At 37.1% G+C, this 12,363-nt stretch carries 9 protein-coding genes; 3 read left to right on the plus strand and 6 right to left on the minus strand.

The features are described 5' to 3' along the window. Positions 1-206: 206 nt before the first annotated feature. Together dat and pepV are read right to left on the minus strand one after the other, a co-directional pair. Complete coding sequence (gene dat / locus MKZ14_RS16435) at positions 207-1,061, minus strand: D-amino-acid transaminase (RefSeq protein WP_048393484.1); 855 nt, start codon at positions 1,059-1,061, stop codon at positions 207-209. A 27-nt stretch (positions 1,062-1,088) separates the two neighbouring features. Continuing rightward, positions 1,089-2,495, minus strand: a complete 1,407-nt coding sequence (gene pepV / locus MKZ14_RS16440) for a dipeptidase PepV (protein ID WP_333005432.1) — start codon at positions 2,493-2,495, stop codon at positions 1,089-1,091. A gap of 358 nt (positions 2,496-2,853) precedes the next feature. Between pepV and MKZ14_RS16445 the strand changes: the two genes are divergently transcribed. Together MKZ14_RS16445 and MKZ14_RS16450 are read left to right on the plus strand one after the other, a co-directional pair. Beyond that, the gene (locus MKZ14_RS16445; protein WP_004226074.1) at positions 2,854-3,075 is read left to right on the plus strand and encodes a DeoR family transcriptional regulator; all 222 of its coding nucleotides are present in this window, start codon (positions 2,854-2,856) and stop codon (positions 3,073-3,075) included. Positions 3,076-3,439: 364 nt separating this feature from the next. Then, complete coding sequence (locus tag MKZ14_RS16450) at positions 3,440-4,609, plus strand: MFS transporter (RefSeq protein ID WP_036078426.1); 1,170 nt, start codon at positions 3,440-3,442, stop codon at positions 4,607-4,609. A 60-nt stretch (positions 4,610-4,669) separates the two neighbouring features. Here the strand turns inward: MKZ14_RS16450 and MKZ14_RS16455 are convergent, their stop codons facing one another. From MKZ14_RS16455 to asnB, 4 genes are all read right to left on the minus strand, one after another. After that, positions 4,670-6,187: a diguanylate cyclase gene (locus MKZ14_RS16455; RefSeq protein WP_339280227.1), complete on the minus strand. Its 1,518-nt coding sequence runs from the start codon at positions 6,185-6,187 to the stop codon at positions 4,670-4,672. Between the two features lie 165 nt (positions 6,188-6,352). Further along, on the minus strand, positions 6,353-7,066 hold the full coding sequence (locus MKZ14_RS16460; protein ID WP_016991789.1) for a pseudouridine synthase: 714 nt from the start codon (positions 7,064-7,066) through the stop codon (positions 6,353-6,355). A 10-nt stretch (positions 7,067-7,076) separates the two neighbouring features. Further along, the gene (locus MKZ14_RS16465; RefSeq protein WP_016991790.1) at positions 7,077-8,690 is read right to left on the minus strand and encodes a polysaccharide biosynthesis protein; all 1,614 of its coding nucleotides are present in this window, start codon (positions 8,688-8,690) and stop codon (positions 7,077-7,079) included. 264 nt (positions 8,691-8,954) lie between these two features. Then, the gene (gene asnB / locus MKZ14_RS16470) at positions 8,955-10,805 is read right to left on the minus strand and encodes an asparagine synthase (glutamine-hydrolyzing) (protein ID WP_339280228.1); all 1,851 of its coding nucleotides are present in this window, start codon (positions 10,803-10,805) and stop codon (positions 8,955-8,957) included. Positions 10,806-11,092: 287 nt separating this feature from the next. Between asnB and MKZ14_RS16475 the strand changes: the two genes are divergently transcribed. Continuing rightward, positions 11,093-12,343 carry an NAD(P)/FAD-dependent oxidoreductase gene (locus MKZ14_RS16475; protein WP_339280229.1) on the plus strand — a complete coding sequence of 417 codons (1,251 nt, stop codon included), beginning with the start codon at positions 11,093-11,095 and terminating at the stop codon, positions 12,341-12,343. Positions 12,344-12,363: the final 20 nt, after the last annotated feature.

Here is a 12,363-nt window from a genome sequence, read left to right on the forward strand (position 1 = left end):
TCTTACTCACCATATCTATAGTTCTCTTTTTATCTAGATTGCTTTGGTAGAAAAGAGGCATTGTATTCAATACATCGACAATTATTCTACAAATTTCAATCTGTAAAATTATTCATTACTATCCTTTTTATTTTACATGACGATACCAAACATTACATCCATAAAAAAAGAGAACTACCTATCGATAGCTCTCTTAAATAGTTCTTTTATTTTGTATTCAAAGAAAGTGGTAATTTCGCTTCAAAAGCTTGTTGCAATTTACGCGTCCATTCACCTGGCACTCCAGTACCGATTTGGTTGCCATCCACATCAATAACAGGTGTAACCTCAGAAGATACAGACGATACAATAATTTCATCCATTGTTAATAAATCAGCTTTTGTCATTGGTTCTTCAACGACAGGCAAACTAATCTCCTCTGCACATTTTAAAATGACCTGACGTGTAATGCCGTTTAAAATGAAGTTATTTGCTGGGTGTGTATAAAGCTTACCGTCTTTAATCCCATAAACATTTGCGGATGAGCATTCTGTTACGATATCCCCGCGATGTAAAATAGCTTCGTAGCAGCCCTTTTCAGCCGCCTCTTGTTTTGCTAATACTGCACCAAGTAAGTTTAAAGATTTGATATCACAGCGCAACCAACGAATATCCTCTACAAACGTAGCCTTAACCCCTTTTTCAAAGTTTTCATATGCACGTTCACCAGCTTTTACATTACCCGTTAATACAGCTGGAACACTTGCATCCGGGAAAACGTGATTACGTGAATTGGCACCACGTGTGATTTGGAAATAAACATGCCCTGTGTCTAGATTATTTTTTTCAATGAGCTCATGTAATAATTTGTGTAAAACGTCTTTTGTATAAGGAATAACAAGACGAATTTTTTCGGCGCTTGCATAGAAACGATCAATATGCTCTTGTGCTGTAAACATATTTCCGTTATAAACTTTGATTACTTCATAAATGCCGTCACCAAATTGATAGCCTCTATCTTCTGGTGATACTGCAATGGATCCTTCTTCAACAATTTGATCATTCCATAATGAATATGCCATGTTTTGTTCATCCTTTTCGTCTTTGAGTTATTTTTTTCCTGCAAGTTCAACAATTGCTTCAGCATAAATTGCCGCTGCCTTTACGAGGTTTTCAACGACAACAAACTCATCTGCTCGATGCGCTACATCTGGCTCCCCTGGGAACAGCATGCCAAACGCCACGCCTTTTTTCATCACACGTGCATACGTCCCACCACCAGTTGATAATAAAGGTGTTTCTGTATCTCCCGTTTGACGTCTATAGATAGCTACTAATGTCTGGATGAATGGATCATCCTCGCTGACATAATGAGGCTTAGAATCGTCTTGTATATCTAGAGAAAACCCTTTTTCTACGGTTAAGCGTTGTGCTGCTGTTATTTTTTCATCGAATGGATAGGAAACAGAATAGCGCATACTAATTACTAAACTACCGCCTTTATGGACATCATAGCTTACGATCCCTGGATTTAATGTTGTTTGTCCTGACATTGTATCCTCAAACTGCAAATCGAGCTGACTACCATAATGATCCTGATAAAAAACATCTGCAATAAAGTCGACAAATTGTTTACTTGCTTCTGTCGTCAACTCTTGTTGTAAAAATGCTGCAAGATAAACAGCTGCATTGACACCTTTATCTGGTTCCATTGCATGGGCTGCTTTACCTTTGATAGTTATTATATAGCGAGACTCCTCCATTAATAAAGAGCCTTCTAGCTGATTTTTGCTTAAAAATGTTTGAAAATTCTGTTCGAATGATGCTGTTACATGCTGAATCGTTGCTTTTGCAAAATCAGGTACCATATTTGGACGCTTTCCTGCATTAAATAATAGTAGTTGTTCTTTCGTTGCATCACCTACTTTATTTTGAGAGAACACAAGCTCTGCAATGCCTTTTTCTGCATTGATGAGCGGGAAATCCGCATCTGGTGCAAAACCAATAGTCGGCATTTCCTCCTGTTTAAAATAGTGGTCGACACAGCGGAATCCTGTTTCTTCGTCTGTCCCAATGATCATTCGTACTCTTTTTTCTAATGGAATACCTGCATCTTTCACAAGTTTCATGGCCATCCATGCCGCAATCGTAGGCCCTTTATCGTCAATCGCACCACGTGCAAATAATTTACCATCAGCTACTGTTCCGCTGAATGGAGGGTATGTCCAATCTGCTTCTTCTCCAATCGGAACAACATCAACATGACATAAAATACCAAGTAAATCTTCACCAGTTCCCATTTCAATATGCCCAGCATAATTATCAACATTTTTCGTGAGTAGGCCTTCATTTTGGCCTTTTGCTAGTAACCATTCAAGCGCTTGAAGTGGACCCTCTCCAAAAGGTACTTCAGTAGTTATTGTATTCTCATCGAGCACACTATTAATTTGCACAAGCTCCTGTAACTCTTGTATTAATTCATCTTGCCTTTCTCTTGCAGCTTGTAACCAATCCATACCATGTACCTCCTTCAAAGTATTAACATAATTCTACACCTTACAACATATATGACAATCAGCTTTCTGACAACTATTTTTCAGTCACTTCTACTGCCACTACCATATATAGCATGTTTTTCACCTATTCCCACAAAATACAGTATAAATTTTTTATATCAATTGTAAATTTCTCTTGCATTCACTAGAAAATCAAGTAGTTTTTCTATATAATAAAGTTATCAGAATAATTGTTCTGACTATAAAATTAGAAAAGGGGATGTCTAAGGCAGCTACTTATTAGCCTAAGTGCACTCCGCACATATTGTCGTCCGCTAGTCTTTGCCAAGAGAATTAAGATGAAGGAGTGGTTCATTTAATGAAACCAACTACTGATCGAATGCTTAATCGTATTAAAGACGTGTACATGTTTATTTTAGACAAAGGAACCGTGTCTACACAGGATTTAGTCGAAGAGTTTAGTATCACTCCTCGCACCGTTCAAAGAGATTTGAACGTGTTAGCCTTTAACGATTTGGTGACGAGTCCAAGTCGAGGCAGATGGACAACGACGAAGAAAAAAGTAAAATTAACGTCTTAGTTTTACGTTTTGTACGTAAAGCATTGTGTATGGAAAAAGAATGACCTTTTCGTCGGGGTCATTCTTTTTTGTCATTAGAAGATTATTAGATTTTTTCCCACTTTACTTACTGACTTCTATAGGGGTAGAGTGAGTTCATCTATCTGATAAAGCGATCATTTACATATCATTTACATATTCCTTCCGCTCACCTACCAGAGCATTCACTTTTGCCCTACAATCTGTGCTTCACATTTTAGCAGAGCGACAAAAATATACGCGCCATTATCTGCGTTGTTCTCGTTCAAGATTATTTTGACTATTTACAGTTGCTTAACAATCCGTTAAACTCGAAACATTCTAAATGTTGAGAGGAGGATTTTCTATGACTTTGTCGAAGTTGTTTCATCCATTAGTTTGGATTATTTTAGGTGGAACAATTTTTACGCGTATTGCAAGTTTTATGGCAATGCCTTTTTTAGCTATTTATTTACATAATGAAATTCAAGCCTCTCCATTACAAATTGGATTGACAATTGGTATCGCGCCACTCATCTCCACAGTAGGTGGATTTTTCGGGGGTTATCTAACCGATCGTTTTGGTAGAAAAAGCGTTATTCTATTAACAATTATTGTTTGGAGTCTTGTGTTCTTTGGCTTCGCAACGGTTCATGTTGTTTGGCTATTTATCCTATTCAATGCTTTGAATGGACTTTGTCGTTCATTTTTTGAACCTTCTACACAGGCATTGATGATTGATTTTACACCTGCTGATAAACGAAAAAGACTATTTTCCTTACGTTACACAGCCATCAATATTGCAGCGGTTATTGGTCCTATTATTGGCGTGTATATCTCACAGCTATCCAGTCCAAGTATCCCTTTTATGCTGACAGGGCTTATGTATATTATTTACGCTGTTTTTTTATTTTTTGTGTTAAATCGCTATCAAATGCAGCAACCCAAAGCGGTTACACAAACAAAGATACTCAGTACATTCACAATTCTTTTGACAAATCGTGTGCTGCTTAGCTTCATATTGGGAGCCATTTTAATCAATATCGGTTACTCGCAATTTGACTCAACGCTACCACAAATTATCGAATTAAAAATTGATGAGGGTGCAAAACTTTATTCGTTATTAATCTCTCTCAATGCAGCAGTTGTGTTACTACTACAATTACCAATTAGTATAATATCAGAGCGTTTTTCATCTACAGCAACATTAGTAGTAGGTGTACTGTTCTTTGCTATTGGACTATTTATGTTTGGATTCTCCACTAATTATACGCTCTATATCATTGGCATGATTATATTTACCATAGGTGAAATCTTTGCCTTCCCTACGATGAACGTCATGATTGATGAAATTGCGCCAGATACTCAAAAGGCAACCTATTTAGGCGCTGCGCAATTTAAAAATTTAGGTGGCTTTATTGGCCCAATAATAGGCGGTTGGCTATTGACTCATTATATGAATGCGATGTTTCCTGTCATCGCTGTACTTGTTTTATGTAGTTGTATCTTTTATAGAACCAAAACAGCAGCTCATTAATAAACGCCCCATTTCTATCAAAATAGCTAATGCTGCTATCGATAAAATGGGGCGTTTTTTTTAACTATTATAGCCTTCGTCAGCAGCGACCTCTGCATAACTAGAGTATTGATCCTTACCAGCATTTTTCGATTGATACAGCGCTTTATCGGCCCGTTCAAATAAGCTCATTTCTGTATCTTCAGCATGGTTATAAATGGCTCCACCCATGCTTACAGATAATACAGACCATTTCTCGCTAGCATGGTCATCATACTTAACGGACCTTATTTGAGTCAAAATGGCCTCTGCCATGTGCTGCATCTTTTCCTCTGTTGTATCGTATAAAACAATGGCAAATTCATCCCCACCGAAGCGTACGACAAAGCCACTTTGTTTCACAACACGCTTTAAAATTCTCGCTGTTTCAACGAGGATATGATCTCCTTCTACATGCCTAAATTGATCATTCACTTGTTTAAAGTTATCCAAATCAATTAACAATAAACCCGGCACATTTATTTTTCTTTTTCTTAATAAATTATCAATTTTCCTGATATATGTAGCACGATTATAGACCCCAGTTAACGGATCGAAGGTAGCTAGCTGTATTGTTTTAGATAGAATTTTATTAATGACTAGCAACATAATAAACGATGTTAGTAAGGCGATGAACAGTAAGCTCCAAAATTGTTTTGAATTTTTTTGGAGTGCTTCCATTTTAGTGATATTGATAAATTTCACATAGACAATTCTTTTGGAAGACTCCCCTCTCACTGTCTCTGCTTCATAGGGCAGAAAACGATGGGTTTCTATATAACCATTGTCTAAAACCTTTTCATACTCCACTGGCTCCATTGTTTTCTTTGCCAGCTCGAAGTATTTTTGAAATTTCTTAGATTGCTCCTGTACAGTGATTCTCTTCGATCTCGAATCATTAAAGAAAACGCCTCCTGCATTAATTGCTTGCACATCCACTAAATCAATATATTTACCAATTAAGTACTGTGCAGTTTTCTCAAAATTAAAGGTTTGGAAGACAGGATCATTTAGTAGGTCTATACCTAACTCAAGCAAATATTTCTTATCATGTGTTGCCAGATAGCCAAATTTTCTATATTCTCCTGTTGATGTTGAAATATCAATTCCATCTGTAAAAAATTCGCCACTAGCGCGCCGTTCATCCAATAAAGCAGAAAAACGTTGACAGCAACGCGAGAAATCCAAGCCAATATCTTTGGTAAAAGTCGTGTAAACCACTGTATTAGATTGATCCACTATGTAAATATCCATACCATGTTTCTTTTTCATTTGCTGTAAATCCCAAGTAGCTATATTAGGATTTTCATGGTAATAGTTTTTTAACTGTCTAAGCTCCTGTTCCATTTTATCTGAAATATTATTATCAAAATAAAAATGGGCATTATCGACAGTTTGCATATCTGTCAAAATATGATTTTCAATTAATATTTTATTCATGCTCACTTGCTTTTCTATCTCTGTTACCAGTATTTGTCGGTTTACATATGAAATAACAGCAACAAGTATGACTGCAAATGCTATTAAAGATAGTAATAATTTAATACGCAGGTTCTTCATTTAATTGTCCTCTACTTATTTATACCATCGTCTTTTCGGAAACATTTCAAATATGATACATTCTATGACTATATCACAATAACTCATTTCATATTATACAGTTACAGTCCTATTACTGTATATAAAAATCCCCGATGCTATGTGTGGCATCGAGGAATAATATGTTTAATCATTGTTTTGTAAACCGTTTAGCTCTTCAGTAGTAAGCTCACGATATTCACCTAACGCTAGATTTTCATCTAATGTCAGGCTTCCCATAGAAATACGCTTTAAATATGTTACACGCTTTCCTACCGCCTCAAACATTCGCTTTACCTGATGAAACTTGCCTTCTTGAATCGTTAGCTCTATTTCAGATTGTTGTGCAGACTTTAAAATCACAAGCTTTCCAGGCTTTGTAACATAGCCATCATCTAGTTCAACACCATTTGCAAATTTCTCGGCATCTTCTTCTGTCACAACGCCTTCAATCTGTGCATAATAAACTTTTGGCACATGTTTTTTAGGAGATAATAAATTGTGAGCCAACACACCGTCATTAGTTAATAAAAGCAAGCCCTCTGTGTCTTTATCTAGTCGACCAACAGGAAACGGCTGAAAATGCTGATGTAATGGCTCTAATAAATCAATAACTGTTTCATCTCTTAAATCTTCAGTGGCAGAAATAACACCAGGCGGTTTATTCATCATAAAATAAACAAACTCTGTATAAACAACGCGCTCTCCAAACACTGATACAATTTGCTGTTCTGGGTCTACGTGTAAAGCTGCATCCTTGACGTAAGCACCGTCTACTGAGACAGCTTTTTGTTTTAGTAGCTGCTTCACTTCCTTGCGAGAGCCATACCCCATATTTGCTAGTAATTTATCTAAACGCATCGTTCCACTCCTATTTCAATCCCAGTTTACTCATAATACGGGTTAATCGTTCACCTAATAGCTTTTGGGCTAAGCCTAGGCGTAATGATAAAAAGCCATAGACAGCCGCACCCACACCCGCACAAATAATTGAGAATAGTAATGCTGAGAATTTACTATCAACTGGACCCATTAGTAATTCTAATAATTTATGCACAATCAGCACGCTTATGGCCATCGCCATTGTCAATAAAGCAATTAGCATGACACGACGCACAACCATTTCTGATCGATAATTTAACGTTTTTCGTAACACAAGCATATTAATGATAATTGAAACACTATAGCCAATAGCTGTAGCAACTATAGCACCATCTGCCTCTAACCAGCGAATTAAAGGAATATTTAATGCTAGCTTCACGAAAATCCCAGATAATAAACTGAAGACAATCCACTTTTGAAAATCAATTCCTTGAAGTAAGGCTGCTGTGACTTGGAATAACGCAAATAAAATCGCAACAGGTGCATAATGCGCTAAAATGGTTGCTCCCATTTCACTTTCCGAATAAAGCATAAAATAAATTTCATTGGCTAACAGAGAAATACCAACAACAGCTGGCAATGTAATAAAGATTAAAATTTGATAGGTCTTATCCATTGCATGGCGGAGCGCTAAATACTCTCCCTGTGTAAAATACTTTGTAATCGTTGGTACAAGCGCCATCGAAAATCCAGTCGCTAGCATAACAGGGATGATAACCACTTTATGTGTCATAAAGTTAATCATCGATAAATAAGTATCTGTTACTTCTGCTAAACCAATAGACGTCATTGCTCCATTAAACGTAAGCATGTCGACTAATTGGAATAACGGATTTGCCACCCCTACAAACACCATTGGAATGGAATAGGTAATCACTTCTTTATAAATATTGGACATTGGTAGCTGTGTGGAAGTCACACTTTGACTACGTAATAAGTTAAATTCAGACTGATATTTTTTCCAGTAATAATAAAGAACACCTAATCCACCGATTGCCCCGATAAATGCAGCAAACACAGCAAAGGAGATGGCTGTCTCTGGTTTCCCTTTAAACACAATAACCACTAAGAACGATCCGCCAAGTAACACAACAATTCGCACAATTTGTTCCACCAATTGTGAAACGGCGGTAGGTTCCATTTTGTCGTAGCCTTGGAAGAAGCCACGCCATAGACTCATAAATGGTACTACGATTAGTGCAAAACTAACCCATCGTATTACGGAAGCAATCTGTTCAACAGTAAAGACCTGTTCCTCACTCTTAATAACAAGCCCTGCTATTGGCGTTGCAAGTAGAAAGAGGGCAATAAATGCTGCGAAACCTGTCACCATCATAATTAGAATGCCGGATTTCATCAGCTTGCGACCTGATTGATAATCCCCCATGGCATTATATTTGGAAACAAATTTAGAGACGGCTATTGGCGCACCTGAAATGGCGATTGCCAACATAATTGAATAGGGAATATATGCATATTGGTAAAGCGCAATGTTCTTCTCGCCAACAATTGCATAAAACGGAAAAATATAAATTAATCCGAGTACCTTCGATAAAAACATCCCCATTGTTAATATCGCAGTACCTTTCATTAAATTGGACATCATACCCATCCATTCATTGTAAAATCAATATTATTATCGTAACACTTCAAAGAATACTTATAAAACTTTTTCTTTTGAAACAACACCTATGCAAGCGCTGTCACTCTAAGAGCAATAAAAGTAAACCAACTGTAATCTTAACATATTTATAGGAAATGAGACGCATAAATACATCAAAAAGTTCATTCCAAAGAAAATCTGATGAAAAAAGACCTTAAAATAATCGGTGAGGAATTGAACATCCCCACCGATTAAGGTATTTCTTTATACCATGTCCACAAAGAACTTTTTATACCATACTAGGAATACATAAGCCGTCCAAATATAGCGACCACGATTTGCTTTCCCTTCGTAATGCTCATCTAAATAGCCAACTAATTGTTTGGTATCAAAAAATTCATTTGCAAAGTCAGTTGTAAACATTTCTTTTACCATGTTGTAATACTTTTCTTCACGTAACCAGTGACGGATTGGCACTGGGAATCCAAGTTTTGGACGCTTTGCCCATTCTTCTGGCAATTCCTGATGTGCGGCTTGACGTAGAACATACTTTGTATCGATATCATTCACACGGTATCTTGATGGAATATTTTTAGCTAACTCCATTACTTCTTTATCTAAAAATGGTACACGTAATTCAATTGAGTGCGCCATACTCATTTTATCTGCCTTTAATAAAATATCACCAGGCATCCAAAGATTTAGATCTAGATACTGCATTTTTGTCACATCATCATCGCCAGGTACTTCATCATAAATACGTTTTGTAATCGATTTTACAGATGGGGCATTTTTATAAGCTGGCTTTAAAACATTAATAGCATCTACTTCATCCCAAACTACCGCTTCCCCAATAAACCGTTCTTCTACTGTTTGAGCACCTTTAATAAGGAAATTCGTGTATTGATTTTTCGGTAGGGCTTCTGCCATTCCACGTAATGTTTTTCGAAGACCTAATGGTAATTTTTCGTATTTTTGCATTCTTCCTGAGTTTTGATACCAAGCATACCCACCAAAAATTTCATCGGCACCTTCACCTGATAGGACAACCGTTACATCTTTTGAAGCAAGCTCTGAAAGGAAGTAAAGTGGCACTGAAGATGGATTGGATTGCGGCTCATCCATATGCCATTGAATTTTAGGAAGAGCTTCGAAACACTCATCTGCGGTAATGTATCTACGTTCATTTTGAATATTCAACGTATCTGATAAATCTTTTGCAAGATTTGTCTCATTGAACATTTCTTCATAGTCCGCAAACCCGACTGAGAAGGATTTATCTGGGCGTAATAAAGACGTAATATAACTAGAGTCAATACCACCCGATAAGAATGAACCAACTTTTACATCACTGATTTGATGAGCCTCTACAGATTCTTTCACAGTTGAACGAATTTCTTCGATATATTTTTCGATTGGTGCTTCTTTTGCATGGAATTTTTTATCCCAATATTGCACGATTTGCTTTTGTCCATTTTGAATCAGCATATAGTGTGCCGGTGGTAATTTAAAGACACCTTTAAAGAATGTTTCATCCATAGATGAATACTGGAATGTTAAATAGGGGCGAAGTGCCTGTTTATTTAACTCTTTAATAAATGATGGGTGTGGTAAAAACGATTTAATTTCAGAGCCAAAAATAAACGTACCGTCTGTTGTATGCTCAGAGTAGTACAATGGTTTGATTCCAAAGCCATCGCGCGCAATGAATTGTAAATCATTCTTTTTATCCCAAATACAGAAGGCAAACATCCCACGCAGTTTCTTCACAAAATCTACGCCATATTCTACATAGCCATAAATAATGACTTCACTATCTGACTGCGTTTTAAACGTATGACCTTTTTCAATAAGATCTGCACGCAGCTCTTGGAAGTTAAAAATTTCTCCATTAAATACAAGCACAATATTTCCATCTGCACTATATAATGGTTGATTTGCTACGTCTGATAAGTCAATAATACTTAATCGACGGAAACCTAACGTCACTTTATCGTCACTATGAATACCACCGCTATCTGGTCCACGGTGAATAATTGTATTCATCATATTTTCTATCGTCTGATGATGATCAATCACATTTGTTCCATTAATATAACCTATAAATCCGCACATTCTATTTTTCACCTCATAATTTAGTGCATAACCTTTACCATAATAGCACGAAAAGACATACATTTCATGCTGACAATGCTAATAAAGGAAAACTTTCATTCATCCATTTGTATAACAAAGAATATTGTGTTTCATTCTACTGTATAAGCTCTTCATCTCAAAAGATGAGATAAAGAATTATAAAACACTTTTCTATTATTTTCAATGTCAAAGAAAGTCCCTCTCTATATAGACTTCATGTATAATAGGAAGGATTCCTAATTTGAACAGAAAGTGAGTTTCTAACTATGTATGATGTAATCGTGATCGGTGGTGGCCCATCTGGTTTAATGGCGGCGATTGCTGCTGGAGAGCGTAAAAAGAAAGTGTTATTGTTAGAAAAAGGCACAAAACTAGGCAAGAAATTGGCCATTTCTGGCGGAGGACGCTGTAATGTTACAAATCGTTTGCCTGTTGAAGAAATCGTGAAGCATATACCTGGTAATGGTCGTTTTCTCTATAGTCCTTTTACCGTTTATAATAATGAAGATATAATTGCATTTTTTGAAGGGCTTGGTGTCGCCCTAAAGGAAGAGGACCACGGTAGAATGTTCCCTGTATCCAATCGCGCACAAGATGTCGTGGATGCGCTGATTAGACAGCTACAACGCCTTCATATTGAAGTTCGTTTACACACAGCTGTCAGTAAGCTTCTAATGGATGAAGATAAAATTTTGGGTGTACGTCTTGCTGACGGCACCGAAGTCCGTAGTCAAGCAGTCGTTGTAGCCGTTGGTGGCAAGGCGGTTCCACAAACAGGCTCAACAGGTGATGGCTATCCTTGGGCTGAACGTGCGGGTCATACAATCACAACCTTATTCCCAACAGAAGTCCCTATTATTTCAAAAGAAGATTTTATTCAAGCGCGTGAGCTACAAGGACTAGCACTGCGTGATGTTGCTGTCTCCGTGCTAAATAAAAAAGGCAAGACACTCGTCACTCATCAAATGGACATGCTCTTTACCCATTTTGGTTTAAGTGGTCCTGCTATTTTGCGTTGTAGTCAATTCGTTGTGAAAGAATTAATGAAAACAGGCTATGAGCCCGTGACAATGCGTATTCAAACACTGGTACATTATAATGAAGAAACATGTCTACAATATTTAAATAAATTAATAAAAGAAGATCCGAAAAAGGCTGTGAAAAATGTTTGGAAAGGCATAGCACCTGAACGATGGCTCTTGTTCTTATGTGAGCGAGCACATATTGATGTTCAATTGACGGGCGCTGAATTATCCCAAGAGAAAATTCGTCAGCTAGCACGTTTACTAGTAAACTTCACGTTAACAGTGAGTGGCACACAGTCACTTGATAAGGCATTTGTAACAGGTGGCGGTGTCTCTGTAAAAGAAATCGAGCCAAAAACAATGGCCTCAAAGAAAAAAGAGGGACTGTTCTTTTGTGGAGAAATTCTTGATATTCATGGCTATACAGGCGGCTATAACATCACTTCAGCCCTCGTAACAGGACGTATTGCAGGAATGCATGCGGCATTATAATAGAAGAAAAAGCGTGTCCG

This window comes from Lysinibacillus sp. FSL P2-0066, from assembly GCF_037969495.1.
Taxonomy (GTDB): Bacteria; Bacillota; Bacilli; order Bacillales_A; family Planococcaceae; genus Lysinibacillus; species Lysinibacillus boronitolerans.

Bases quoted from the DNA above. Each gene is read 5' to 3' on its own strand.
- dat (WP_048393484.1), bottom strand. From the start codon at position 1,061: ATGGCATATTCATTATGGAATGATCAAATTGTTGAAGAAGGATCCATT.
- MKZ14_RS16445 (WP_004226074.1), top strand. From the start codon at position 2,854: ATGAAACCAACTACTGATCGAATGCTTAATCGTATTAAAGACGTGTAC.
- pepV (WP_333005432.1), bottom strand. From the start codon at position 2,495: ATGGATTGGTTACAAGCTGCAAGAGAAAGGCAAGATGAATTAATACAA.
- MKZ14_RS16465 (WP_016991790.1), bottom strand. From the start codon at position 8,690: ATGTCCAATTTAATGAAAGGTACTGCGATATTAACAATGGGGATGTTT.
- MKZ14_RS16475 (WP_339280229.1), top strand. From the start codon at position 11,093: ATGTATGATGTAATCGTGATCGGTGGTGGCCCATCTGGTTTAATGGCG.
- MKZ14_RS16460 (WP_016991789.1), bottom strand. From the start codon at position 7,066: ATGCGTTTAGATAAATTACTAGCAAATATGGGGTATGGCTCTCGCAAG.
- asnB (WP_339280228.1), bottom strand. From the start codon at position 10,805: ATGTGCGGATTTATAGGTTATATTAATGGAACAAATGTGATTGATCAT.
- MKZ14_RS16455 (WP_339280227.1), bottom strand. From the start codon at position 6,187: ATGAAGAACCTGCGTATTAAATTATTACTATCTTTAATAGCATTTGCA.
- MKZ14_RS16450 (WP_036078426.1), top strand. From the start codon at position 3,440: ATGACTTTGTCGAAGTTGTTTCATCCATTAGTTTGGATTATTTTAGGT.